At 57.2% G+C, this 24943-nt stretch carries 21 protein-coding genes and 1 pseudogene; 5 read left to right on the top strand and 17 right to left on the bottom strand.

All coding sequences use genetic code 11. The annotated features are described in order from the left end of the window. Positions 1-89 precede the first annotated feature (89 nt). The 3 genes from E3U32_RS05045 to E3U32_RS05035 are packed head-to-tail and all read right to left on the bottom strand — an operon-like array spanning position 90 to position 3006. On the bottom strand, positions 90-560 hold the full coding sequence (locus E3U32_RS05045) for a DUF1456 family protein (RefSeq protein ID WP_006176388.1): 471 nt from the start codon (positions 558-560) through the stop codon (positions 90-92). Positions 561-607: 47 nt separating this feature from the next. Then, the gene (gene btsR, locus E3U32_RS05040; protein WP_024908144.1) at positions 608-1327 is read right to left on the bottom strand and encodes a two-component system response regulator BtsR; all 720 of its coding nucleotides are present in this window, start codon (positions 1325-1327) and stop codon (positions 608-610) included. Continuing rightward, on the bottom strand, positions 1321-3006 hold the full coding sequence (locus E3U32_RS05035; protein ID WP_024908145.1) for a sensor histidine kinase: 1686 nt from the start codon (positions 3004-3006) through the stop codon (positions 1321-1323). Before E3U32_RS05035 ends, btsR begins: the two co-directional genes overlap by 7 nt. A gap of 217 nt (positions 3007-3223) precedes the next feature. Between E3U32_RS05035 and mlrA the strand changes: the two genes are divergently transcribed. Both mlrA and E3U32_RS05025 read left to right on the top strand, forming a co-directional pair. Then, positions 3224-3964, top strand: a complete 741-nt coding sequence (mlrA, locus tag E3U32_RS05030) for an HTH-type transcriptional regulator MlrA (protein ID WP_134348075.1) — start codon at positions 3224-3226, stop codon at positions 3962-3964. Positions 3965-4033: 69 nt separating this feature from the next. After that, a complete protein-coding gene (locus E3U32_RS05025; protein WP_008500895.1) occupies positions 4034-4147 on the top strand; it encodes a protein YohO in 114 nt (37 codons plus the stop codon). Here the strand turns inward: E3U32_RS05025 and E3U32_RS05020 are convergent. From E3U32_RS05020 to bglX, 5 genes are all read right to left on the bottom strand, one after another. Next, entirely contained in the window at positions 4122-4859 is a 738-nt protein-coding gene (locus tag E3U32_RS05020) for an ABC transporter permease (protein ID WP_134347876.1), read from the bottom strand. The two genes, E3U32_RS05025 and E3U32_RS05020, sit on opposite strands and share 26 nt — an antisense overlap. Then, the gene (locus E3U32_RS05015) at positions 4843-5793 is read right to left on the bottom strand and encodes an ABC transporter ATP-binding protein (protein WP_134347875.1); all 951 of its coding nucleotides are present in this window, start codon (positions 5791-5793) and stop codon (positions 4843-4845) included. The genes E3U32_RS05020 and E3U32_RS05015 overlap by 17 nt, the downstream gene beginning before the upstream one ends. Then, the gene (locus E3U32_RS05010) at positions 5786-6943 is read right to left on the bottom strand and encodes an ABC transporter permease (RefSeq protein ID WP_134347874.1); all 1158 of its coding nucleotides are present in this window, start codon (positions 6941-6943) and stop codon (positions 5786-5788) included. Before E3U32_RS05010 ends, E3U32_RS05015 begins: the two co-directional genes overlap by 8 nt. Positions 6944-6955: 12 nt before the next feature. After that, positions 6956-7873, bottom strand: a complete 918-nt coding sequence (gene osmF / locus E3U32_RS05005) for a glycine betaine ABC transporter substrate-binding protein OsmF (RefSeq protein ID WP_134347873.1) — start codon at positions 7871-7873, stop codon at positions 6956-6958. 146 nt (positions 7874-8019) lie between these two features. Further along, positions 8020-10317 (bottom strand): beta-glucosidase BglX, encoded by a 2298-nt coding sequence (gene bglX, locus E3U32_RS05000; RefSeq protein ID WP_134347872.1) that lies wholly within the window; start codon positions 10315-10317, stop codon positions 8020-8022. Between the two features lie 200 nt (positions 10318-10517). On the opposite strand from bglX, the gene dld reads away from it, so the two are divergent. Together dld and E3U32_RS04990 are read left to right on the top strand one after the other, a co-directional pair. After that, positions 10518-12266: a D-lactate dehydrogenase gene (gene dld / locus E3U32_RS04995; protein ID WP_134347871.1), complete on the top strand. Its 1749-nt coding sequence runs from the start codon at positions 10518-10520 to the stop codon at positions 12264-12266. A 112-nt stretch (positions 12267-12378) separates the two neighbouring features. Then, a complete protein-coding gene (locus E3U32_RS04990; protein ID WP_134347870.1) occupies positions 12379-12933 on the top strand; it encodes a GNAT family N-acetyltransferase in 555 nt (184 codons plus the stop codon). A 97-nt stretch (positions 12934-13030) separates the two neighbouring features. On the opposite strand, the gene pbpG is transcribed toward E3U32_RS04990, so the two are convergent. Together pbpG and E3U32_RS04980 are read right to left on the bottom strand one after the other, a co-directional pair. After that, positions 13031-13954, bottom strand: coding sequence for a D-alanyl-D-alanine endopeptidase (gene pbpG / locus E3U32_RS04985; RefSeq protein ID WP_134347869.1), 924 nt, complete (start codon positions 13952-13954; stop codon positions 13031-13033). A gap of 167 nt (positions 13955-14121) precedes the next feature. Then, positions 14122-14709, bottom strand: a complete 588-nt coding sequence (locus E3U32_RS04980) for a Yip1 family protein (RefSeq protein WP_023312454.1) — start codon at positions 14707-14709, stop codon at positions 14122-14124. A gap of 157 nt (positions 14710-14866) precedes the next feature. On the opposite strand from E3U32_RS04980, the gene E3U32_RS04975 reads away from it, so the two are divergent. Next, positions 14867-15439, top strand: coding sequence for a DedA family protein (locus E3U32_RS04975; RefSeq protein ID WP_134347868.1), 573 nt, complete (start codon positions 14867-14869; stop codon positions 15437-15439). Between the two features lie 52 nt (positions 15440-15491). Here the strand turns inward: E3U32_RS04975 and E3U32_RS04970 are convergent, their stop codons facing one another. The 7 genes and pseudogenes from E3U32_RS04970 to dusC all read right to left on the bottom strand — a co-directional run bounded on the left by E3U32_RS04970 (position 15492) and on the right by dusC (position 24906). Further along, positions 15492-16256: an SDR family oxidoreductase gene (locus tag E3U32_RS04970; protein ID WP_134347867.1), complete on the bottom strand. Its 765-nt coding sequence runs from the start codon at positions 16254-16256 to the stop codon at positions 15492-15494. A gap of 50 nt (positions 16257-16306) precedes the next feature. Further along, positions 16307-17725: a multidrug resistance outer membrane protein MdtQ gene (gene mdtQ, locus E3U32_RS04965; RefSeq protein WP_134347866.1), complete on the bottom strand. Its 1419-nt coding sequence runs from the start codon at positions 17723-17725 to the stop codon at positions 16307-16309. A gap of 201 nt (positions 17726-17926) precedes the next feature. Beyond that, on the bottom strand, positions 17927-19321 hold the full coding sequence (locus E3U32_RS04960; protein WP_134347865.1) for a glycoside hydrolase family 1 protein: 1395 nt from the start codon (positions 19319-19321) through the stop codon (positions 17927-17929). 12 nt (positions 19322-19333) lie between these two features. Next, positions 19334-21300 (bottom strand): annotated as a pseudogene (gene bglF / locus E3U32_RS04955) (PTS beta-glucoside transporter subunit IIABC). A gap of 24 nt (positions 21301-21324) precedes the next feature. Beyond that, entirely contained in the window at positions 21325-22158 is an 834-nt protein-coding gene (gene licT, locus E3U32_RS04950; RefSeq protein ID WP_134347863.1) for a BglG family transcription antiterminator LicT, read from the bottom strand. A gap of 166 nt (positions 22159-22324) precedes the next feature. Next, entirely contained in the window at positions 22325-23614 is a 1290-nt protein-coding gene (locus tag E3U32_RS04945; RefSeq protein ID WP_407057613.1) for a carbohydrate porin, read from the bottom strand. A 359-nt stretch (positions 23615-23973) separates the two neighbouring features. Then, entirely contained in the window at positions 23974-24906 is a 933-nt protein-coding gene (gene dusC / locus E3U32_RS04940; protein ID WP_134347861.1) for a tRNA dihydrouridine(16) synthase DusC, read from the bottom strand. Between the last annotated feature and the right edge of the window lie 37 nt (positions 24907-24943).

The following is a 24943-nucleotide window of genomic DNA, read 5'->3' as shown; positions in this document are numbered from 1 at the left end:
CCGGCTTTTTTTTGCCCGGCGGCGCTGCGCTTGCACGGGCCTACGGGTTTTGTCGGCCGGGTAAGGCGAAGCAGCCACCCGGCTAAAAATCACGCCTTCGGGTGATGCACCCGGTGAGTCAGCCCACGCAGGAAATTACGCAGAAACTGGTCCCCGCATTCGCGGTAATTCTTGTGGTCCGGCGCGCGCATCATGGCGGTCACTTCCGGCACGGAAACGCGGTATTTTTGCTCCGTCATGATCGCCACAATATCGTCCGTTTTCAGCGAGAACGCGATGCGCAGCTTTTTCAGCACCGTGTTGTTGTTCACCCGACGCTCCAGCGCCAGCTCTGGCGCGGACTCATCTTTGCCACGCTTATCGTAAATCAGGCCGTTCAGGAAACCCGACAGAATGATGTCAGGGCAGCGAACAAAGCCCTCTTCATCTTCTTTGGTCATCCAGGTATCGAAACCTGCAGACGTGGCTTCCATATCGGACAACGCAAGAATGCGCACCATGTCGTTGTTGTTTGCTTTCAGGGTGTAGCGCAGGCTACGAAGAATGTCATTACTAATCATGAGTGCCTTTAACTGTCGATGTTGCAATGCCGCGCAGTGTACCAGTTTTACAGGCCAATCGCCTCTTTCAAACTCTTCAGATAGCGACGGCTGACGGGTACCGTTTGCCCCGCGCGCAGCACCAGCTCGGCCTGGCCGTTATCTTCCAGGCGGATCTCTTTCAGGTGCGCCATATTGACCAGATACTGACGATGACAGCGAATCAGCGGCGTGCGACTCTCCAGCGTGCGCAACGTCAGCTCGGTAAAGCCTTCGTTACCCTCTGCGCTGGTGACAAACACCCCGCTCAGGCGGCTGCTGACAAACGCCACATCATCCATCTGCAGGAGGTAAATCCGGCTGTGCCCGGTGCAGGGGATAAATTTCAGCGGCTGCTGGTTTTCCGGCAGCAGCGTGACGTCCTGTACGGTTCGCTCCTGGCGTAAACGAGTGAGCGTTTTTTCCAGACGCTTCTCTTCAATCGGCTTGAGTAAATAGTCAAAGGCATGCTCTTCAAAGGCTTTAACAGCATATTCATCAAACGCCGTCAGAAACACGATGTAGGGGCGATGCTCCGGGTCAAGCATGCCGACCATCTCCAGCCCGCTGATTCGGGGCATCTGAATGTCGAGAAACAGCACGTCCGGGCGCAGCTTGTGAACCGCGCCGATGGCCTCAATGGCGTTCGCACACTCCCCCACTATCTCTATATCAGGCTGCTCCTGCAGCAGAACGCGCAGGTTTTCCCGTGCCAGCGGCTCGTCATCCACAATCAGCACTCTTAACATGCGTTTTCCTCCAGCGGCAGCCGTACGGTAATACGGGTAAATCGGTCTGGCTCACAGGCGACGGTAATGCCGCAATCATCGCCAAAATGGGCGCGCAGGCGTTTATCCACCAGGCTCATCCCTAAACCGCCGGAGGCGGAAGGCTGATAAAGCCCGGCATTATCTTCAATATCCAGCACCAGATGGTGGTTGAAACGGCTGGCCGCAATGGTTATCTCCCCTGTCCCCAGAAGCTGTGACGTACCGTGTTTAATAGCGTTTTCAACAATAGGTTGCAGGGTGAAGGCCGGGAGATGCTGATACGCCAGCTCATCCGGAACGGAAAGCGACACCTGCAGGCGCGACTGGAAACGCGCCTGCTCGATCTGAAGATACGCATTCACGTGCTCAATCTCATCGGCGAGGGTCACGATCTCTGATGGCCGTTTCAGGTTTTTACGGAAAAAGGTCGACAGAAACTGCACCAGCTGCGCGGCCTGATCGCTGTCGCGGCGGATCACCGCTTTGAGCGTATTGAGGGCATTAAACAGGAAATGCGGGTTGACCTGGGCATGTAGCAGCTTAATTTCGGACTGCGTCAGCAGCGCTTTCTGCCGTTCATACTGTCCGGCCAGAATTTGCGCGGAAAGCAGCTGGGCGATCCCCTCCCCCAGCGTGCGGTTGATGGAGCTGAACAGACGGTTTTTCGCCTCATACAGCTTGATGGTGCCCATCACCCGCTGATTTTCCCCGCGCAGCGGAATCACCAGCGTCGAGCCCAGCTTGCACTGCGGATGCAGCGAACAGCGGTAAGGCACTTCGTTACCGTCGGCATACACCACCTCGCCGGTTTCAATGGCGCGCAGCGTATAGGCTGAAGAGATGGGTTTACCCGGCAGGTGGTGATCGTCCCCGGTGCCGGTAAAGGCCAGCAGCCGCTCGCGGTCGGTTATTGCCACCGCGCCGATGTCCAGCTCCTTGTAGAGCACCTGCGCGACCTTCATGCTGTTCTCTTCGTTAAACCCCTGGCGCAGGATCCCTTCAGTCGACGCGGCGACCTTCAGCGCCGTGGCGGAAAAGGCTGAGGTGTACTTCTCAAACATGGCTCGCTTGTCGAGGAGAATACGCATAAACAGCGCTGCGCCCACGGTGTTGGTCACCATCATCGGGGCGGCAATACTGCTGACCAGGTGCAGCGCATCTTCAAACGGGCGGGCAATCAGCAGAATGATCGCCATCTGCGCCATTTCGGCCACAAAGGTGATCGCCCCGGCGGTAAGCGGACTAAAAACTTTATCTGGCCGGCCGCGTTTAATCATGTAGCTGTGGACCAGGCCGCCGAGCAGCCCTTCCACGATCGTCGAGATCATACAGCTCAGCGCCGTCATCCCGCCCATGGAATAGCGATGCAGCCCTCCGGTTAAACCGACAAGGCCACCGACGACGGGACCGCCCAGCAGCCCGCCCATCACCGCGCCGATAGCGCGCGTATTGGCAATAGAGTCTTCGATATGGAGGCCAAAATAGGTCCCCATGATGCAGAAAATAGAGAAGGTGACGTAACAGAGCAGCTTATGCGGCAGACGTACGGTGACCTGCATCAGCGGGATAAACAGGCGCGTTTTACTCATCAGCCAGGCAATGACAAGAAACACACACATCTGCTGAAGCAACAGCAGCACCAGATTGAACTCGTACATACTCAAAACCGCACACGCTAAAAACGCGTAACATACACGGATGCGGCTCAACTTTCTTTGAAGCACCCCAAAAAAGCGCAAAATCGTGTCCGTTATCACACCTTTTTCAGAACATCGCATGAGCTTCGCATTCTTTGTGCAAAAAACAATCAATCCTTCCTGGTTCGGCAAAGTGGGTCTACAGTTAAGCTGGGGACGCGTAAGCCAGGGGGCGAATATGGCGCTTTACACGATAGGTGAAGTGGCACTCCTTTGTGATATCAATCCCGTTACCCTACGGGCGTGGCAGCGACGGTATGGATTACTCAAACCGCAGAGAACAGACGGCGGGCATCGCCTTTTTAATGATGCCGACATCGACCGCATCCGCGAGATCAAAAGCTGGATCGACAACGGGGTGCAGGTCGGGAAAGTGAAATCCCTGCTGAGCCACGACGATCCTGACACGCAGCACCTCTGGCGAGAACAACAGGAAACCCTGCTGCGGCTTCTGCAGGCGGGCAATCTGCAGCGCCTGCGCGCATGGATAAAAGAGCTGGGCCGCGATTACCCGGCACAGACGCTGATCACCCATCTTTTCATTCCGCTCCGTCGACGCCTGCAGTGCCAGCAGTCTACGCTGCAGGCGCTGCTCAGCCTTCTTGATGGGGTGCTGATCAACTACATCGCTGTCTGCCTTGCCTCGGCGAAGAACAAGGCAGGAAAAGATGCGCTGGTGGTCGGCTGGAACGTGCACGATACCACCCGCCTGTGGCTGGAAGCGTGGATTGCGACCCAAAAGGGCTGGCGCGTGGATGTCCTTGCGCACTCGCTGGCGCAGCTTAAGCCCGAGTTTTTTGACGGCCAGACTCTGCTGGTCTGGTGTGGCGAAGTACCGTCCGCCTCACAGCAACAGCTGCTGGCACAATGGCGTGAGAATGGTTATCCGGTTTATTCCCTTGGGCCGGATGAGCCATAACGGCATTTAATGGTTCATTAACAGCTGCGCTTCACCGTATAATTGCTCCGTTAACAACAGGAGCACATGATGAAGGCAACCAAACTGGCCATTATTACCCTTTTTGTCCTGATGGCCGTGAGCGGTATCGGCGGCGTAATGCTGGCAGGGTACTCGTTTATTGTTCGCGGCGGTGTCGGCTGAGGTACAGTGCCAGCCGCTCAAAAAGGCGATCGACGACGATTGCCGCCAGCGCGACCAGCACAGCCCCCTGCACAATGTAAGCCGTATTAAACCCGCTCAGGCCGATAATAATCGGCGTTCCCAGCGTATTAGCACCGACCGTAGACGCAATGGCTGCCGTTCCGATGTTAACGATCACCGACGTGCGGATCCCGGCAATGATAACCGGTGCAGCAAGCGGCAGTTCAACCTTGCGCAGCCGCTGCCCGCGGCTCATCCCCATCCCTTCTGCCACGCTCAGCACTGAGGCAGGTACCGCCGCGAGACCCGCCAGCGTGCCCTGCAGCACCGGCAATACGCCATACAGAATCAGCGCAATAATGGCAGGCTGCTGGCCAAAGCCCATCACCGGAACCGCTATCGCCAGTACCGCCACCGGCGGAAACGTCTGTCCAATGGCCGCAATTGTCTCTACCAGCGGACGAAACTCCCGGCCCGCCGGCCGCGTGACCGCGATGCCAGCACCTGTGCCCAGCACAACCGCAATGGCGCTTGAGAGCGCCACCAGCCAGAGATGCGCCAGGGCGAGATTAATAAAGCTCTCCTGCTGATACACTGGCCGCGGCAGCCCCGGGAAAATGGCGTTAAACAGCGCCGCGCTGTGCGGCATCAGAAACAGTAAGGCGATAAAGAGCGCTACCAGCCAGAGGAGCGGATCACGCAGTGCCTTCACGCGTCACCTCCCCTGCCAGCAGATCGCGAAAATGTAAGGTTCCGCACGGCGTCCCGCGGGCGTCCGAAACGGGCAATACCTCGCACTGGCGCGCGACAAACGCGGAGAGGGCATCCCGCAGGCTCATTTGCTCCTGCAACGGTTCACCGCTCACCGGCACCGCCTCCCGACGCATATAATCGCCGACCGTCCGCAGAGAGAGCAGCCTGACGCCCAGCTCGCTGCGGCCAAAAAACTCACGCACAAAGTCGTTCTTCGGCCATGTTAACAGCTCAAGCGGCGAGCCCTGCTGCACCACTTCGCCATGATCCATCAGCACCAGATGGTCGGCCAGGCGCAGAGCTTCATCAATATCGTGCGTCACGAGAACGATCGTGCGTCCGAGAATGCGGTGAATGCGGGTCATCTCCGCCTGAAGCGCCCCGCGCGTAACCGGGTCCAGCGCGCCGAAGGGTTCATCCATCAGCAGCACCTGCGGGTTGGCCGCCAGCGCGCGCGCCACGCCCACGCGCTGCTGTTGGCCACCGGAAAGCTGGTGCGGATAGCGGTCACGCAACGCGGGCTCCAGCCCCAGCAGAGACATCAGTTCATCAACACGGTCAGTGATTTTAGCCCGCGACCATTTCTCCAGCTGCAGCACGGTGGCAATGTTCTGCGCCACCGTCCAGTGCGGAAACAGGCCGATAGACTGAATGGCATACCCCATCCGGCGACGCAGCTCCAGCACCGGCAGGCTGCGGATCTCTTCTCCGGCAAAGCGGATCAAGCCGCTGTCATGCTCAACCAGACGGTTGATCATCTTTAGCGTGGTGGATTTTCCCGACCCGGAGGTGCCAATCAGCACGGAAAACGCGCCCTCGGCAAAGTTCAGGTTCAGATGGCTCGCCGCCGGGCGGCCGGCAAAGGTTTTACTGACATCATGAAATTCAATCATTGGCTCTTCTCCTGAGCAGCGCGAGCCATAAGGCAAACAGCGCGTCGACGACAACCGCCAGCGCAATAGTGGGAACCACGCCTAATAACACCAGATCCAGGGCGCTGCTCAGCAGCCCCTGGAACACCAGCGCGCCAAAGCCACCCGCGCCAATCAGCGCCGCAATCACCGCCATGCCAACGGTTTGTACCGCCACCACCCGCAGGCTGCGCAGCAGCAGAGGCAGCGCCAGCGGGAGCTGAATCTTCCAGAAACACTGCCGCGCGCTCATTCCCATCGCATGGGCGCTTTCCAGCACATCCGGCGCGACCTGGCTTAGGCCCGCGACCACGCCGCGCACCAGCGGCAACAGCGCGTACAGCACCAGCGCGATAAGAGCAGGCGTTAACCCCGTCCCGGCTATTCCCAGCACTCCCAGGACAGGAAACGACTTCACCAGCCCGGCAAGGGGCGCAATCAGCAGACCAAACAGCGCGACGGAAGGAATGGTCTGGATAACATTGAGCACGGCGAAGACCCCGCCCTGACGTGAAGGATGGCGATAGCACCACATGCCCAGGGGTATCCCGAGCAGAAGCGCCGGAAAGAGCGTGCCGAAGAGGATCGTCAGGTGTTGCGCCAGGGCATCATCAAACACCTCCTGACGGTTGGCATACTCTTTTAACAGCGAGAGATTGTTCAGCTCACCGCTGAACAGCAGGAACAATGGAATACACCATATCTGTGCGTTGAGCACCCAGCGCCAGACGGCGCTGGAGATGAGTCGACGAATGGCATCGCTGCAGGCCAGCAGACACAGCGCCAGCCACAGCCAGAGGCCGCTGCCCACCGTGGTTCTCGCCAGCGGGCTTTCCGCCGACGCCATATGCGTTGCCGCCAGCCCGGCGCCCCAGAACAGGATGATAAACAGCCCTTCGGCGAGGAGCAGCGTCAGCCACTGCGCCGTGCGGCCTTGCCAGAGCGTTAGCGCGACCCACGCGCCCAGCGCCGCCGCCAGACACCACGGCGTAAACGACCACACTTCCCAGAGAGAGCGTCCTTCCCCTGACATCAGGCGGTTAGGGGCAACATTCACAAACGGCAGCGCGACTGCAGCGATGGCCACGCAGGCCAACAGCAGCAGTACGCGGTTATGACATTTTATTGGCACAGCCCTTTCCCGTTACTTCACAAGCCCTTGTTGTTTCAGGAAGTCGGCGGCCACTTTTTTGGCATCCAGCCCCTCGACGGCAATGCTGGCATTCAGCTGTTGCAGCGTTTTTTCATCCAGCTTCTTGAAGACCGGTTTAAGCCAGTCGGCAATCTGCGGATACGCTTTCAGCACTGCCTCACGCACAACCGGAGCTGGGGCGTAAATCGGCTGTACGCCTTTTGGATCGGTCAGGGTTTGCAGGCCAAGCGCCGCCACCGGGCCGTCGGTACCGTAGGCCATGGCCGCGTTAACGCCAGAGGTTTGCTGCGCCGCCGCTTTGATGGTCACCGCGGTATCCCCACCTGCCAGAGAGAGCAACTGCGGCTGATCGAGCTTGAAGCCGTAGGCTTTTTCAAACGCGGGCAGCGCGTCAGGACGCTCGATAAATTCCGCGGACGCTGCAAGCTTAAAGTCGCCCTTCTCTTTCAGATAGCGGCTGAGATCCGCAAGCGAGGTCAGCTTCCCTTTCTCCGCCACGTCCTTGCGCACCGCGATAGTCCAGGTATTGTTGGCCGGGGCCGGGGTCAGCCAGACCAGTTTGTTCTGCTCCGCGTCGAGTTTTTTGACTTTCTCATACCCGGCTTTGGCATTTTTCCATGCCGGATCGTTTTCCTGTTTGAAGAAGAACGCGCCGTTGCCGGTGTATTCCGGGTAGATATCCAGCTCGCCGGAGGTAATCGCGCCGCGCACGACAGGCGTGGTGCCGAGCTGGACTTTATTGACGGTTTTCACGCCGTGGCTTTCCAGCACCTGCAAAATAATATTGCCGAGCAGCGCGCCTTCGGTATCGATCTTTGAGCCCACTTTTACCGGCTCCGCCGCCTGTAGCGGCAGACTCAGCGCCGCCAGCAGCACCGCAGATCCCAACATCCCCTTTGCAATCGTCATTCCACTATCCTCATTTTTTTTGCTGCCTTTTTCAGAGGCTTGAGAGAAAAGCGTAGCTTAAAACGGCGGAATTAACCGTCAAAATGCCTTTTTAGCATAAGGTAAGACGCCTCCCCGCAGGATGGGGGAGGCAAAGGAAGGAAAGGTTACAGCAGCTCGAACTCGCCTTTATTCACGCGGGCGGAATCCACGCCGATAAAGACATTGAACTTGCCCGGTTCCGCATCGTATTTCATCTGCTGGTTCCAGAACTTCAGCGCATCCACGTCAATCGGGAAGCTGATGGTTTTGGTTTCGCCAGGTTTCAGAGTGACCTTCTCAAAGCCGCGCAGCTGTTTCACCGGACGGCTCATGGAGGCAGTCACGTCCTGAACGTACATCTGGATAACCGTCGCCCCTTCGCGCTTGCCGGTGTTGGTCACCTCGACGCTGGCGGTGACGTTGCCATCACGCTTCAGGGTTGGCGCAGACATTTTCACCTCAGAGACCTTAAAGGTGGTGTAGCTCAGGCCGTAACCAAACGGATACAGCGGGCCGTTGGCTTCATCGAAGTAGCGCGAGGTGTACTTGTTCGGCTTGTCGGCGTTGTACGGACGACCGGTGTTCAGGTGGCTGTAGTAGACCGGGATCTGTCCGACGGAGCGCGGGAAGGACATCGGCAGCTTGCCCGACGGGTTGTAATCACCAAACAGCACGTCGGCGATGGCGTTACCGCCTTCGGTACCGGCAAACCAGGTTTCCAGAATAGCGTCAGCCTGCTGATCTTCTTTCACCAGCGCCAGCGGACGACCGTTCATCAGCACCAGCACCAGCGGCTTGCCGGTCGCTTTCAGGGCGGCGATCAGATCGCGCTGGCTCTGCGGAATGGTAATATCGGTACGGCTGGAGGCTTCGTGCGCCATCCCCTGCGCTTCACCCACGACCGCGACAACGACGTCAGACTGTTTCGCGGTATTCACCGCCTCGTCGATCATCTCCTTCGAAGTGCGCGGATCGACCTTCACCGCTTCCTCGTACTGGTTGAGGAAAGTCACGATGTCTTTATCGTTGGTGACGTTCGCGCCTTTGGCATACAGCACTTTGGCGTTTTCACCGACCGCACTCTTGATACCGGTCAGCACGGTCACGGACTGGTCAGCCACGCCTGCGGCAGACCAGCTGCCCATGACATCGCGCTTGCTGTCGGCCAGCGGGCCCACCACGGCAATGGTGCCGGATTTTTTCAGCGGCAGCGTGTCGAGGCGGTTCTTCAGCAGCACCAGACTTTCGCGCGCCACGTCACGGGCCTCTTTACGGTGCAGACGTGTTTCGGCATTGGTATCTGCCGGGTCAGAATCTTTCGGGCCCAGATGGCTGTACGGATCGTTAAACAGACCCATGTCGTATTTCACGTTCAGCACGTGGCGCGCGGCATCGTCCAGCTCCGCCATGGTCACCTTGCCGCTCTTCACCAGCCCCGGCAGGTATTTGCTGTAGTACTCGTCGCTCATGCTCATGTTAATGCCGGACTTGAGCGCGACGCGCACCGCGTCTTCCGGGTCGGAAGCCGTGCCGTGTTTGATCAGCTCTTTAATCGCCCCGTGGTCAGAAACGGTAATGCCCTTGAAGCCCCACCGATCGCGCAGCACGTCTTTCAGCAGCCAGGAATCAGACGTCGCAGGCGTGCCGTTCAGCGAGTTCAGCGCCACCATCACCGCGCCGCTGCCTGCATCCAGCCCTGCCTTATACGGCGGCATGTAGTCGTTAAACAGGCGCTGCGGGCTCATGTCGACGGTGTTGTACTCTTTACCGCCTTCAACCGCGCCGTAGGCCGCAAAGTGCTTGACGCTGGTCATCACCGAGTAGCGATCCGCCGGGCTTTTGCCCTGCATCGCTTCCACCATGGTTTTACCCATCGTGGAGGTTAAAAAGGTGTCTTCACCAAAGCCTTCCGATGCACGCCCCCAGCGCGGATCGCGCGAGACGTCGACCATCGGTGCCCAGGTCATGTTCAGGCCATCGTCCGCGGCTTCATAAGCAGACACACGCCCGACGGTTTTCACCGCGTCGAGGTTAAAGGAGGAGGCTAAGCCGAGGCTGATGGGGAAGACGGTACGCTGGCCGTGCACCACATCATAGGCGAAGAACAGAGGAATTTTCAGGCGGCTGAGATCCATCGCCTGATCCTGCATCTTGCGGATATCCTGGCGGGTGACGGTATTAAAGATGGCCCCTACCTGCCCGTCTTTGATCATCTCGCGGATGGCCTCTTTCGGGTTATCCGGGCCGACGCTGATAAGACGCAGCTGGCCGATCTTCTCATCGACCGTCATTTTCTTGAGCAATTCCGTGACAAACGCGTCCCGTGCTTCAGGCGTGAGCGGGTGATTGCCAAACAAATCCTCTGCCAGCGCAGGTTGCAGTGCCAGGCTGACGGCGACACCTACAGAACATAGCCATTTCATGTCGTTTTACTCTCTCATCAATAACCGCCGGAAGATCTCGGCCAAACCGTGCGAAAAGCGCAGTGTGCCATAAACCCTCTGAACGTTGCAGGGTTATTCTCTGATTTTTCTCTGATTATCTTCGTGAATACTCGACCGCTTAACAGTTAATCGCGCTATGCTTTACAGCGAGAAATTTGCCCCACCACAAGGAGTGGAAGATGTCTTCTGTTCGAACAAACGATAACACGACTTTTATTAACGAACTGTCGCGCCTGGTTGGCTCCTCTCACCTGCTTACCGACCCGGCCAAAACCGCCCGCTACCGCAAGGGCTTCCGCTCCGGCCAGGGCGAGGCGCTGGCGGTGGTTTTCCCCGGCACGCTCCTGGAACTGTGGCGCGTGCTAAGCGCCTGCGTCGCCGCAGACAAGATTATTTTAATGCAGGCGGCCAACACCGGCCTGACCGAAGGTTCAACGCCGAACGGCAACGATTACGATCGTGACATCGTGATCATCAGCACCCTGCGCCTCGACAAGCTGCACCTGCTGGATAAAGGCGAGCAGGTGCTCGCGTTCCCCGGCACGACGCTCTACTCCCTGGAAAAAGCGCTTAAGCCGCTGGGCCGTGAACCGCACTCGGTGATCGGTTCCTCCTGCATTGGCGCCTCGGTGGTTGGTGGGATCTGCAATAACTCCGGCGGCTCGCTGGTGCAGCGCGGCCCGGCCTACACCGAGATGTCGCTGTTTGCCCGTATTGATGAAAACGGCAAGCTGACGCTGGTTAACCATCTGGGCATCGATCTGGGCGTGACGCCGGAACAGATCCTCAGCAAGCTCGACGACGATCGCGTGAAGGATGAAGACGTTCAGCACGACGGGCGTCATGCGCACGATCACGATTACGTGACCCGCGTAAGGAATATCGAAGCCGATACGCCGGCGCGTTACAACGCCGATCCGGATCGCCTGTTTGAATCCTCCGGCTGCGCGGGCAAGCTGGCCGTTTTTGCGGTGCGTCTCGACACCTTCCCGGCAGAGAAAAAACAGCAGGTGTTTTACATCGGTACCAATCAGCCTGAGGTCCTGACGGAGATCCGCCGTCATATTCTGGGCGAATTCACCCACCTGCCCGTGGCGGGTGAGTACATGCACCGGGACATTTACGACATTGCCGAGCGCTACGGCAAAGATACCTTCCTGATGATCGACAAGCTCGGCACCGACAAAATGCCGTTCTTCTTCACCATGAAGGGCCGTACCGATGCGATGCTGGAGAAAGTGTCGCTGTTCAAACCCCACTTCACCGACCGCTTTATGCAAAAGCTGGGTAACGTTTTCCCGGCGCATTTACCCCAGAGAATGAAAACCTGGCGCGATAAATATGAGCATCATCTGCTGCTGAAAATGGCCGGGGACGGCATTGCCGAAGCGCAGACCTGGCTGAGCGAATTCTTCAAAACCGCCGAAGGGGATTTCTTTGCCTGTACGCCTGAAGAAGGCAGCAAAGCGTTCCTGCACCGTTTTGCCGCCGCTGGAGCCGCCATTCGTTATCAGGCGGTACATTCAGAAGAGGTGGAAGATATTCTGGCGCTGGATATCGCCCTGCGACGTAACGACACCGAGTGGTTTGAACACCTGCCGCCGGAAATTGACAGCAAGCTGGTTCACAAACTCTATTACGGCCACTTTATGTGTTACGTCTTCCATCAGGACTACATTGTCAAAAAAGGGGTCGATGCGCACGCGCTGAAGGAGCAGATGCTCGCCCTGTTACGTGAACGTGGCGCACAATATCCTGCGGAACACAACGTCGGGCATCTTTATAAAGCCCCTGACGCACTTAAGCAGTTTTATCGCGAGAATGACCCTACAAACAGCATGAATCCCGGCATCGGTAAAACAACGCGGAATAAATACTGGAAAGAGAGTGCCGATACGGAGCAGCAGATTACGCAAGCGTCTGATTAATTCCTACAGCCAAATTTGAGAGATTGTTAAGCGCTCCTTAATCGTAATAGAGTAACTGCCTGTCGCCGGAGAAACGTTTCTCCGGCTTTCTATAACGAGGAGCAGGCACATCATGTCGGCTGTTGATGTTTTATCCGAGACCGAACTGGAAGTGCGCGATGCCCTTCCCGATGATGTGCATGCCATCGCCGCCATCTATGCCTGGCATGTGCTTCACGGACGCGCGTCATTTGAAGAGGTCCCCCCCACCGTCGATGAAATGCGTCATCGTATGAAAAGCGTGGCTGAGAACGGTTTACCGTGGCTTATTGCGCTGTATCGCGGCATTGTCGTGGGCTATTGCTACGCCACCCCGTACCGTCCGCGACAGGCCTACCGCTATACCCTGGAAGAGTCTATTTACGTGGATGCCAGCATTACCGGGCGCGGTTTTGGCTCGGCATTAATGTCTGCGCTGATTGAACGCTGCGAACAAGGCCCGTGGCGCCAGATGGTTGCCGTGGTGGGAGATGGCAATAATAATGCCGGCTCGTTGCGGCTGCATAAAAAACACGGCTTCGAGATTGTCGGCCAGATGCGCAGCGTGGGATATAAGAAAGGCGACTGGCGGGATACGGTGATTATGCAGCGCCCGCTCAACGATGGAGACTGGACGCTGCCAGAGTAGGCGCTTTCGCCCGGTGGCGCTTCGCTTACCGGGCCTACGTATCGAGGTCTTTGTAGGCCGGGTAAGGCGAAGCCGCCACCCGGCACTGACAGACGGCTCAGTCGTTCTGCGCCGTTGCCATCTGTTCCGCTTTTTGCTTTTTATACGTCAATGCCGCAGCCGGGACTGGCTGCACTTTCCCTGTCTCAATCCAGGTGCGCAGACGGCTGGCATCGGCAAAGTGGGTATATTTGCCAAAGGCATCCATCACCACCAGCGCCACGGGCTTACCGTTAAATACCGTGCGCATCACCAGACAGTGTCCTGCCGCGTTGGTAAAGCCAGTTTTCGTTAACTGAATATTCCAGTTATCCCGGTAAACCAGATGGTTAGTATTGCGGAACGGCAGCGTGTAGGCCGGGTTCGCAAAGGTCGCCATCTCTTCACGGGTGGTACTGAGCTGTCCAATCAGCGGGTACTGTTTGCTGGCGATCAGCAGTTTCGTCAGATCGCGGGCCGTGGAGACGTTGCTGATCGACAGACCCGTCGGCTCAACATAATGCGTATTGGTCATCCCCAGTGATTTGGCTTTTGCGTTCATCGCGCGGATAAACGCGTCGTAGCCGCCCGGATAGTGGTGCGCCAGGCTCGCCGCAGCGCGGTTTTCAGACGACATCAGCGCCAGCAGCAGCATATTCTTACGGCTGATTTCACTGTTCAGTCGCACGCGGGAGTAGATCCCTTTCATCTCCGGCGTGTGGCTGATATCCACTTTCAGCTTTTCGTCCAGCGGCAGATGGGCATCAAGCACCACCATCGCGGTCATTAATTTGGTAATCGAGGCGATCGGGCGCACCAGGTCCGGATGGCTGGCGTAAATCACCTTATTGGTGTTGAGATCAACAATCATCGCGCTGCCGGACGCAATTTGCGGCTGGGCAGCAGCGGCGGTCACCGCGGGCGTTTTGGCGACGGCTGGCACGGCAGCGGACGCGCCCAGCAGCAGCGCCAGGCTAAGTAAAGAAACTCGGAATTTCAGCATGGTGAGACTTCTGATAATTATTCACGCACGTTATGACGTACACCGCCTGCGTCGACGGATAAACACAGGCTGGCTTCGGCATCATAGCGGTCACCGGGCGTTGTCGCCAGCGGATAATCGTGAACAGATGCTGCATTGCTGGCATTTACGCCAGCAATGCAGTGAGCTTAGAAGAGACGGTATCCATAACCCCAAAGGATGACCGTCAGCGCCAGTAGCGCCTCCAGGACCAGCACGCCGATGGCGAGCGTTGAGCTGGAGAAGCTCAGGCCCTCTTCTTTATTGATATTCAGGAAGGTAGGGACCCCCAGATACAGCAGATAACCGGTGTAAAAGAGGGCAATAGTACCGATCAGCGCGCACAGCCAGACCAGTGGATAGAGCGCGACAATACCGCTTAAGAACAGCGGGGTCGCGACATACCCGGCGAAGACCATACAGTGCGCCAGCGATGGACGTTGCGGATAGTTACGCGCCATCCAGTGTATGACGCGCCCCATGACCGCCACACCCGCCAGCATCAGGCCATAAAAAACGATGGCCAGATAAAGCCCGGTAAACCATGAAAGCTGGACCACGGTGCCATCACCGAAGTTCCAGCCGATTTGTGTTGTTCCAATAAAGGCGCATATTACCGGCACCGCAGCCATCAGCAGCACATGGTGCGTGTAATGATGCGAGACCGTTTCGTTCTCACTTTTAATGACATGCATCTCACGATCGGGATGGGAGAAAAGTCCCCAGACATGGTTCATAGCGCCCCCTTGTTGTCGGCCCGTCATCGATACCTTAAGTATAATGCAGGCTTTAGATTATTTTATGTACAGTGGGAAATTTCCGTTGATTTCCCCGCTGTTGATTCATGGGGTATATGATTAACGAGGGAATGCAGAGGGAGATAACGTTCACGTAATGGATATCAACAGTCTTATTGAACAATATGGATACGCCGCGCTGGTCATCGGTAGCGTGGCAGAAGGCGAAACGGTCACGTTGTTGGGCGGTGTCGCCGCGCATCAGGGGTTGCTGAAATTCCCGCTGGTCGTCGCCGCGGTCGCGCTCGGGGGCATGATTGGCGATCAGCTGCTCTATTTTCTGGGGCTGCGTTTCGGGCCAACGCTGCTCAGGCGTTTCGCAAAGCATCAGAAGAAAATCCGGCGCGCTCAGCGGCTCATTCAACGCCATCCCTATCTGTTCGTTATTGGCACGCGCTTTATGTATGGCTTTCGCATCATTGGCCCGATACTGATCGGCGCCAGCCATCTGCCGCCAAAAATTTTCCTGCCGCTCAATATTGTTGGCGCGATTGCCTGGGCGCTAATTTTTACGACGCTCGGTTACGTGGGTGGCGAAGTGATTGCCCCGTGGCTGCATAATCTCGATCAGCACCTGAAGCACTGGGCGTGGTTGATCCTGGTGGTTGTGGCGGTGATCGGGGTCAGGCTGTGGCTGAAGCATCGGGAAAAAACGCGGGATGAAGAGTGAGTGCAGCCTGCTGCCCTCACTCCGGTCCTCTCCCACAGGGGTGAGGGGAAACTTACCTCTCCGGCTTAAACTGCGGGTTCGCCAGCATAAACCCTCCGTCAACAATAAACGATTGCCCCGTCGTATAGCTGGCGTCGCTGTCGCACAGCCACGCCACCAGGCTGGCGATCTCTTTCGTGTGGCCCGGTCTTGCCAGCGGAATTTCCGGCATTGAACCTTCCTTCACTTCGCTGTCATCCATGTCATTCATCGGTGTGGCAATGGCGCCCGGGGCGACGGCGTTCACCAGAATGTTGTGCTTAACCAGTTCCATTGCCATGGATTTGGTTAACCCGCCGAGGGCATGTTTTGCCGCCGTGTAGGCGCTGGCCTCCGGCAGCGGCGTGTGCTCATGTACCGAGGTGATATTGACAATCCGCCCCCCTTCCCCCTGCTTCACCATCTGACGTGCGGCAATTTGCGAACAAAGAAACGCGCCGTCCACGTCGACGGTGAAAATGTTCCGCCAGTCGTCAAACGGCATCTCCAGGAAAGGCGCTTTGGTCATCGCACCTGCATTGTTAACCAGCACGTCCAGCCGACCAAAACGCGCAATCAGCGTTTCAATGGCCTCTGCACCTTCCGGCAGCGTGCTTAAATCAAGATGGATGGCCTCTGCGCGCTGCCCCTGCGCTTCGACCTCACGACAGGTTTCCAGCGCCCCTTGCTCATCCGAGTGCCAGGTGACGCCAATATCAAACCCACGCCCGGCCAGCATCAGGGCCGTAGTTTTACCAATCCCGGAATCCGATGCGGTAACAATCGCTACTCTGGTCATACTCACCTCCTGAAAAACTACAAAGAGGTAAGTATAGATAATGGCCATTTTTAGCCATGATGATAGCCGCCGCCCAGCGCCGACGTCAGCTGCAGCGTGGCGTCGATATACTGGCCTTTCAGCATCACGCCGGCGAGATGTTCTTTGAGGGCCGGTATTCTGGCTTCACTGACCCGGGAGCCCGCAATAATACCTGCGCTAAAACGCGCCTGCGCCAGCGCCACCACCCGTGCCGCATCTTTTTCAACCTGCTGCTGCTGGCGGTTCTTCGCCGTCAGGGTTTCAACTTCACTGGCCGTACGAGCCACCTGATTGACAGCCTCTACCACCGCTTTGTTGTAGTTCGCCACCGAGAGATTGTTCTGCGCCTGAGCGATATCCAGGCTCGCGTTCAGCCTGCCGCTGTCGAAAATCGGCAGCGTCAGCCCGGCGGTCACGCCCATCTGCTGCGCTGAAGCGCGAAACAGATCGCTCAGGTGGAGCGCGTCCTGCTGTAAGAAAGCCATCAGGTTCACGTCAGGATAGAAAGCCGCTCTGGCGGCCTCTACCTCGCTCATGGAGGCTTCGATATACCAGTGCGCCTCCTGAAGATCCGGGCGGCGTGCCAGCAGTTCATATCCCAGCGTCGCCGGTAACGCAGCCTCGCCCGTCGGCAGCGCGTGCCGCGTAAGCGTTATGGAAGAGGAATTGGTCAGCGCGACCAGACGCGCCTCTACGGCTTTCATCTTCCCGTTGACTTCCGCCAGTTGCTCTTCGGTTTTGCTGGCGTTGATATCGGTTTCGACCCCTTCCACGGAGGAGGTGATCCCGTGCTGATATAGCTCGCGGTCGGCGCCAATAATGTTGCCCTGCTCGCGTTTAATCTGCGCGAGGATCTCCCCCGCGGCGGCCTGAGTTTGCCACTCCCAGTAGAGCCGCGCCACGCTGCTGGCCAGCAGCTGTCGGGTCTGCTCCAGCTCCGCTTTTTGCGCATTCACTTTGCCAATTCGGGCTTCGACCTGCGCACGATTTTTCCCCCACAGATCGAGATCCCAGCCTGCAGTCAGGCCAAAGGTGCCGTTGGTGTACCACGGCCCGGTGGTGCCTGCAGCCGGGTCGGTAATGGCAAAGGGCCCCATCAGCCCTTCCGCGGACATTTTCTGACGTTCAGCATCCGCTGAAAAATCAATCTGCGGACCGTCGGCGGCCATAGCGGCTTTTGCCTGGGCTTCAGCGAGCGTAATGCGCTGACGGGCAATCTGCATATCCGGCGCATCGTTCAGTGCTTTCGCAATAAGCCCGGTTAGCTGAGGATCGTTATACGTTTTCCACCACTCATTTTTCGGCCAGTCCTGATGATTCAGAACCGTATTCACCGACGCCGTGACCGGCTGGGTTTGAATAGCGGATACCGTGGCATGTTGCGGCGCGCAGCCGAAGAGAATAAATGTCAGTGGAGCACTCAGAGATAAAATAAGAAAACGTTTCATTACGCCATTCACGCAAAAAATAAAGGCGCAAATTACGCCTGATGCTGCTTATTTTTTTAGTAATGCGTGGCAAAGCGCAAATTGTCATATATTTAAATATACGGAAAAATATTCACCAAAATTATTATTTGGATTTAATTATGCAAATAAAAAATAATCAACCCGACAACGTTCACTTCCCCTGTCAGGTTGATCTCTTCATTACACTTTCAGCGAAGCGCCTTTCGTGGCAATAACCTCTTTATACCAGTAGAAACTTTTCTTACGGCTGCGCGCCAGCGTGCCTTTTCCGCTGTCATCGCGATCGACGTAAATAAAGCCGTAACGCTTAGAGAGTTCAGCTTTAGACGCGCTCACCAGGTCGATTGGCCCCCAGCTGGTATAGCCCATCACCTCAACGCCGTCTTCAATCGCTTCACGCACCTGTACCAGATGGTCGTTGAGGTAGCTGATGCGGTAATCATCCTGCACCACGCCGTCAGCATCCGGTTTATCCTTCGCCCCCAGACCATTTTCCACAATAAACAACGGCTTCTGGTAGCGATCCCAGAGCACGTTTAACAGGGTACGCAGGCCGAGCGGGTCAATCTGCCAGCCCCATTCGGAACTTGCCAGATGCGGGTTGGGTACCATGCTCAGGATATTGCCGCGCGCCTGCTGGTTGAGAGCCTCATCTGCGGTGACGCAGCCCGTCATGTAGTAGCTGAATGAGATAAAATCAACGGTCGATTTCAGCGCCTCGCGGTCGGCATCCGTGACCTCAAGCTGAATTCCGTTGTCGCGGAAGAAGCGCTGCATATACCCCGGGTAGGCGCCGCGGCACTGCACGTCGCCAAAGAATTGCCACGCGCGGTTTTCCTGCAGCGTCTCCAGAACATCTTCCGGCTTGCAGGTCAGCGGATACATCAGGCCGCCCAGCAGCATGTTGCCGATTCTGGCATCCGGGATGATTTCGTGGCAGGCCTTCACAGCCAGCGCGCTGGCCACCAGCTGGTGGTGGATTGCCTGGTACACCTCCCCTTTGCTGCTGGTTTCCGGCAGACCCACGCCGGTCATCGGCGCGTGCAGAGACATATTGATCTCGTTGAAGGTCAGCCAGAGCTTCACCTTCTCTTTGTAGCGCGCAAACACGGTACGGGCGTAGCGCTCGAAGAACCCAATGGTCTGACGGCTGCCCCATCCGCCGTACTGCTTCACCAGCCCCCACGGCATTTCGTAGTGGGACAGCGTCACCAGCGGAGTAATGCTGTGCGCGGCCAGCTCGTCAAACAGCCGGTCGTAAAACGCCAGCCCCGCCTCGTTCGGCTGCTGCTCGTCACCGCTCGGGAAGATACGCGTCCAGGCAATGGAGACGCGCAGGCAGCTGAAGCCCATCTCAGCGAACAGCTTGATGTCTTCCGGGTAGCGATGATAGAAGTCGATGGCGACATCTTTTATGCCGCTGTCCCCGGGGACGCGTTCAACCACCGGGCCGAAGACCCCCTGCGGCTGAACGTCTGAGGTGGACAGCCCTTTTCCATCCTCCAGATACGCGCCTTCTACCTGATTCGCGGCAACCGCGCCGCCCCATAAAAAATCGTCCGGGAAAGTTTTCATCACGTTCTCCTGTTATTGATGGCTTACGCTGAGTAACGGCGCACCGGCGTTAACGGACGTTGCCGCCACGGTCACCACCTCGCGATACTCGTCGCTGTTACTGATAATAATCGGGGTCGCCAGGTCGTATCCGGCATCGATAATCGCCTGACGGTCAAACTCCAGCAGCAGGTCGCCCGGCTGAACTTTGTCGCCCACCTTCACGTGGGCGGTAAACGGCTTACCGTCGAGCTTCACGGTGTCGATACCCACGTGGATCAACACTTCAATGCCGCTGTCGCTGAGCAGGCCGATGGCGTGTTTGGTCTGGAACAGCGAGGCCACCACGCCGGCAAACGGGGCAATCACTTTGTTATCGGAAGGAATAATGGCGGCACCGCTGCCCAGCAGGCCGCTGGCAAACGTGGTATCTGGCACCTGTTCAAGCGCCAGAACGGTGCCGGTCATCGGGGATAAGACCCCGTTTTCCCCTGCCGTAACCGCAACTTCCGGCGCTGTGCGACCCGGCATTCCGGCCAGAAGCGTCAGGCCGCAGCTGAGTACCAGCGCCACCACGGTGCCGATCACGCCCCCCCACAGCGTAGCGTTCACCCCACCCGGCGGGATCATCTGGGCGATGGTAAAGATATTAGCGAAGCCGAAAGAGTAAACGTGGGTATCGCTGAAGCCGACAATGGCACCGCCGATAGCGCCCGCCACGCAGCCAAAGATAAACGGACGGCGTAGCGGCAGGTTCACACCGTAGACCGCCGGTTCGGTGATACCAAATATCCCCGCCGTGACGGACGAACCGGCCAGCATCTTCTGGCGGGCATCGCGGGTGCGCAGGAAGATCCCGAGCGCTGCGCCCACCTGGCCAAACACTGCGGGCAAGAGCATTGGCAGCATGGAATCATGTCCCAGCACCGCGAGGTTGTTAATCATCAGCGGTACCAGCCCCCAGTGCAGGCCAAAAATGACACAGACCTGCCACAGCGCCCCCATTGCCGCTCCCGCCAGCCACGGCGCCAGAACGTAGATGCTCTGATAGCCGTTCGCCAGCATCTGGCTCAGCCAGGTCGCAAGTGGCCCGATAACGAGGAAAGTCAGCGGCACGGTCACGCCCAGACAGATCAGCGGCGCGAAGAAGTTTTTCATAGAGGAAGGCAGCAGCTTCGTGCTCTGCTTTTCCAGCCAGCAGCTCACCCACGAGGCGAGAATAATCGGGATCACCGATGAACTGTAGTTGAACCAGGTGACAGGGATGCCCAAAAAGACTTCGGATACCGCGCCCGGCTGCTGGCTGGCGTTAAACGCCGCAATCATCATCGGATGGGTGAGCGCTCCGCCGATCACCATGGTAATAAACGGGTTGCCGCCGAATTTTTTCCCGGCGGTATAGCCCAGCACCAGCGGGAAGAAGAAGAACAGCGCGTCGCTGGCGGCGAACCAGATTTTATAGGTACCGCTTTCGGTGGTGAGCCAGCCGCAGACCACGGCCAGCGCCAGCAATCCTTTCAGAATACCGGACGCCGCCAGAATGCCGATAAACGGCGTGAAAATCCCGGAGACGATGTCAATCAGCCGGCCCAGCAGATTGCCTTTTTCACCCTTCTCTTCCACGACGGGCGCATCATCGCTCAGCCCCGCTTCATTGCGCACCGCCTGCCAGACGTCGTGAACGTGGTTACCAATCACTACCTGAAACTGGCCGCCGCTTTCGACCACCATGATCACGCCCGGGTTTTTCTTGAGCCCTTCCGCATCCGCTTTTTGATTCTCTTTCAGTTTGAAGCGAAGCCGGGTGGCGCAGTGTACAAGACTGACGATGTTCTCTTTTCCGCCAACGTGGCCGAGAATATCCTTCGCTAAAGCCTGGTATTCCATCTCGATTTCCTTACATCCGATGCCCGCAGGCACCTGTTGACTGAGTACAAAAAATAAAAAAACCCGAGAACGGCCTCCTTGCGAAGGCCGCGCTCGGGTTTTGCCTGCGTGATGCAGTAACAATCCCGTTTTGAGGCTTAACGCCCCTCTTTTCTCACCCGCTCAATATGAATGGCGAGGAACATAATTTCTTCGGTTGTCAGCTCGCGCTGATAGCTTTTATGCAAATGCTGGGCGATTTTCTCGGCGCATTTCCACGCTTTCGCGTAGTTGTCCTTTACCGCCGTATGCAGCGAGATATCGTCGTCTTCCACCACCGTGCGGGTGAGCATCCGCTGGGCAAAAAACTTCAGGTGAGTGACAAAACGCTGATAGCTGATCGACTCTTCGTCATACTCAAGCTGCAGTTGATACTTCACCAGCTGCAGGATCTCCTGCATCACCCGCGTCACGTGCATCACGTCCGGCATTTCGCTGTTCAGCTGCGCGGTCACCAGGTGCAGGGCGATAAACCCGGCCTCATCCTCCTCCAGTTCGACGTTCAGGCGTCTGGCGATAATGGCCCGCGCCTCCTGCCCTAATTCGAACTCCTTCGGATACAGCCGCTTGATATCCCACAGCAGCACGTTCTTGATGGCCAGTCCTTTCTTCTGGCGCTCAATCGCAAAGTAGCAGTGGTCCGTTAGCGTGATATACAAACTGTCCTGCAATTTACCCAGCCGCTGCGCCGCCATCCCAATGATGCGATCGCAGGTGGTCATCACGTCCAGCGGGATCTGGTTCAGCAGCTCCCCGAGTCGACGCACCAGCTCATCGCTTTGTAGCGCAAACACCTTTTCAATCATCGCGGTATCCAGGTCATCACCGACGCGTTTCTGGAAAGCCAGCCCGCGCCCCATCACCACCTGTTCACATCCGCGTTCATCCTGAACAACCACCACATTGTTATTAAGAATTTTGGCGATTTTCATCGGAACCCCAGAAACAAAAAAACCTGACCTCCGGCAGATGCCAGAAAATCAGGTTTTGCCTGCCGAAGCAGTAACAATCCAGTTCTGGCACTCTATCAGTTTCATTCGTAGCCTCAATGCCTCACGCGTCAGAAACGTGACGCGGATCGAACTTGCTACGGTGATATCAGAAGCTCACCACCGTTTTCAGCTCCGTTACCCAGGCATCCTGCGTGCGGGAAACACCTCCCGGATGGTGCCAGTACTGAATGCCCGGCTGCAGCTCAAGCCATGACACCGGGCGGAAGCGATAGTAAAACTCGCCGTTCAGGGAATGGCCCGGCACCGGGTGATATGCCGGATTGTTATAGTCCGCGACGCCGCTCAGGCTGTTCTGGTAGCGCTGGTTGCGCGCGTACTGGCTGCTCATATCAATCCAGGTTAAGCCGAAGCCAATCCAGTCTTCCGGCCGCGCATCAAACAGCCCGCGGTAGCGCAGCGAGGCGGCGTAAACCTGGTGCATATAGTTGGTACTTTGATCAGCAAGGCTCATGCTGAACGAGGTGCTCAACCCGCGATTCGGGTCATCCTGATGCTGCGTTATCTGCTGGTTAAGACCGGCGTACATAAACCAGGTGCGGTTGTGCGTGTCATAACCGGCCGGGTCGGAGGCGCCCGCGCCGCCGGATTTGCCGCGATAGAGATCGGTTTGCGGCGCGTTGGTAAACACCACGCCCAGGTTGTACGCGCCAGGCAGGCCGTTAATCAGCGGGCGCGCTTCGATTTCAACCGGCAGTAAGACCCCTTTGCTGCCCTTTGTTGACCAGCTCCATGCGTGGCTGCGGCTGGAGGCATTCGGGTTCTGCTCCATCACCCCGCCTTTTAAGGTGACTACTGGCGTGACCTTGTACTCCAGCGTGGTGCCCCAGGTGTGCACGTTCCAGTTGTTCCATGTCAGCGAGTTGGCAGACTTCCCGCCGCACTGCGACAGCAGCTGGAAATCACAGGGGATGATCTGGTCAAAAGTCTGCACCTTGTTCATCATCCCGATGCGCCAGGTCAGACGCCGGTCGTCAAAGCTGCGGGCAAAAGTGAGCCAGCCCAGGCGGGTAATCGACTGCCCGCCCCAGCTCTCCTGGGTCAGGTCGTTAAAGTTAACGCGCGGGTCCTGCACCCGTTTGGTGGTGAGATCGTCATTGTGGTTGCGGTTGACGATGTTCCCCTCAATGCGGGCATCGGGAATGCCGGTCCAGCGCTCCAGATCCTGGTTAAAGGTCAGCGCAAACTGGTCGATATACGCCACGTGGGGATCGTGGTTATAGCCCCCGCCGCCGTTCCAGCCGATCTCATTCAAATAGCCGAGATTGTACGTAAAGCCGTTATCGTTGAGGATTTGACGGACGCCGAGCATTTCGCCGAGAAGGGGAGCCGGTGGAGCCTCAAAGCCTAATACCGTTCCGTTCCAGTCTTGCGCCATCGACAGTGGGGATATGGTCAATAAGGCGAACGCATAGAGTTTATTTTTATATGCCATTATAACAACCTGTGTTTGAGTATTTAGTGCGTAACCGGTCGCAGGAAATTTTTCTATTTCCTGTCGATATTTCATTTTTTAAAATCAGTGAAAAGCGCTAAGCCAAATTTCTCTCCTGCGTAAATGACAGGCAAAAAAAAAACCTAAGCGCTCCACAGCGAGAATGCTGTGAAACGCTTAGGTTTTGCCTGTTAACCAGTAACAATCCTGCGTTAAAAACAGTGGCACCTTAACACCGTCGTGCCACGTTGAAAACCTGAACTGTTTTCCGGTTTATAAAAGTGTGAGCGATTTAACGCTTATTATTTAGACTGGATCACCCGGGCAATATCCGTAGAAGTTTGTAATGTCCGGATCTCCTGAAATAATCCCAGCGCTTCATCGTACTCTTTGCGTAAATAACTCAGCCACTGTTTAATGCGCGCCACGTGATACAAACCGGTGTCGCCCTGCTTTTCCAGACGGCTGTATTTTTGCAGCAGCGTGACGACGTCTGGCCACGGCATACGCGGCTCGTTATATTTTACCACCCGGCTGAGGTTGGGCACATTCAGCGCGCCGCGACCAATCATCACCGCATCACAGCCGGTGGCGTTCAGACAGGCCTGTGCGCTCTCGTAATCCCAGATTTCGCCGTTAGCGATCACCGGAATGGTGAGGCGTTTGCGGATCTCACCGATCGCCTGCCAGTTAATGCGCTCGGCTTTATAGCCATCGTCTTTGGTGCGGCCATGCACCACCAGCTCGGTGGCCCCGGCCTGCTGTACCGCATCGGCGATTTCAAACTGCCGCGCGTCGCTGTCCCATCCCAGGCGTACCTTAACCGTCACCGGCAACTGCGAGGGCACGGCCTCACGCATCGCTTTCGCGCCACGGTAAATCAGCTCAGGATCTTTCAGCAGCGTCGCCCCGCCGCCGCTGCCGTTCACCAGCTTCGACGGACAGCCGCAGTTGAGATCCACGCCGTAAGAGCCCAGTTCAACCGCGCGGGCGGCGTTTTCCGCCAGCCATTCCGGATACTGGCCGAGCAGCTGTATACGCACCAGCGTGCCGGAAGAGGTCCGGCTCTGGTTGTGCAGCTCGGGACATAGGCGGAAGAAGGATTTTACCGGCAACAACATATCGACCACGCGCAGAAATTCCGTCACGCAGAGATCGTAATCGTTCACCTCGGTCAGAAGCTCGCGCACGAGGGAGTCGAGCACGCCTTCCATTGGGGCCAGTAAAACACGCATTCAGAGTACCTGTGAAAAAAGACGCGCTATAGTAGCC

It is taken from the genome of Lelliottia nimipressuralis, from assembly GCF_004402045.1.
In the GTDB taxonomy this organism is placed as follows: Bacteria; Pseudomonadota; Gammaproteobacteria; order Enterobacterales; family Enterobacteriaceae; genus Enterobacter; species Enterobacter chinensis.
The sequence above is the reverse complement of the archived record's forward strand: the minus strand, read 5'-3'. Positions and strand labels throughout refer to the sequence as shown.

What these genes read in the sequence shown, in the direction of transcription:
- E3U32_RS05035 (WP_024908145.1), bottom strand. Translation starts at nt 3,006, where the DNA reads ATGTACGAGTTCAATCTGGTGCTGCTGTTGCTTCAGCAGATGTGTGTG.
- pbpG (WP_134347869.1), bottom strand. Translation starts at nt 13,954, where the DNA reads ATGCTGAAATTCCGAGTTTCTTTACTTAGCCTGGCGCTGCTGCTGGGC.
- licT (WP_134347863.1), bottom strand. Translation starts at nt 22,158, where the DNA reads ATGAAAATCGCCAAAATTCTTAATAACAATGTGGTGGTTGTTCAGGAT.
- E3U32_RS05015 (WP_134347875.1), bottom strand. Translation starts at nt 5,793, where the DNA reads ATGATTGAATTTCATGATGTCAGTAAAACCTTTGCCGGCCGCCCGGCG.
- mlrA (WP_134348075.1), top strand. Translation starts at nt 3,224, where the DNA reads ATGGCGCTTTACACGATAGGTGAAGTGGCACTCCTTTGTGATATCAAT.
- mdtQ (WP_134347866.1), bottom strand. Translation starts at nt 17,725, where the DNA reads ATGAAACGTTTTCTTATTTTATCTCTGAGTGCTCCACTGACATTTATT.
- dld (WP_134347871.1), top strand. Translation starts at nt 10,518, where the DNA reads ATGTCTTCTGTTCGAACAAACGATAACACGACTTTTATTAACGAACTG.
- bglX (WP_134347872.1), bottom strand. Translation starts at nt 10,317, where the DNA reads ATGAAATGGCTATGTTCTGTAGGTGTCGCCGTCAGCCTGGCACTGCAA.
- E3U32_RS04980 (WP_023312454.1), bottom strand. Translation starts at nt 14,709, where the DNA reads ATGAACCATGTCTGGGGACTTTTCTCCCATCCCGATCGTGAGATGCAT.
- E3U32_RS05025 (WP_008500895.1), top strand. Translation starts at nt 4,034, where the DNA reads ATGAAGGCAACCAAACTGGCCATTATTACCCTTTTTGTCCTGATGGCC.
- E3U32_RS05045 (WP_006176388.1), bottom strand. Translation starts at nt 560, where the DNA reads ATGATTAGTAATGACATTCTTCGTAGCCTGCGCTACACCCTGAAAGCA.
- E3U32_RS04960 (WP_134347865.1), bottom strand. Translation starts at nt 19,321, where the DNA reads ATGAAAACTTTCCCGGACGATTTTTTATGGGGCGGCGCGGTTGCCGCG.
- E3U32_RS04945 (WP_407057613.1), bottom strand. Translation starts at nt 23,614, where the DNA reads ATGGCGCAAGACTGGAACGGAACGGTATTAGGCTTTGAGGCTCCACCG.
- btsR (WP_024908144.1), bottom strand. Translation starts at nt 1,327, where the DNA reads ATGTTAAGAGTGCTGATTGTGGATGACGAGCCGCTGGCACGGGAAAAC.
- dusC (WP_134347861.1), bottom strand. Translation starts at nt 24,906, where the DNA reads ATGCGTGTTTTACTGGCCCCAATGGAAGGCGTGCTCGACTCCCTCGTG.
- E3U32_RS04990 (WP_134347870.1), top strand. Translation starts at nt 12,379, where the DNA reads ATGTCGGCTGTTGATGTTTTATCCGAGACCGAACTGGAAGTGCGCGAT.
- osmF (WP_134347873.1), bottom strand. Translation starts at nt 7,873, where the DNA reads ATGACGATTGCAAAGGGGATGTTGGGATCTGCGGTGCTGCTGGCGGCG.
- E3U32_RS04970 (WP_134347867.1), bottom strand. Translation starts at nt 16,256, where the DNA reads ATGACCAGAGTAGCGATTGTTACCGCATCGGATTCCGGGATTGGTAAA.
- E3U32_RS04975 (WP_134347868.1), top strand. Translation starts at nt 14,867, where the DNA reads ATGGATATCAACAGTCTTATTGAACAATATGGATACGCCGCGCTGGTC.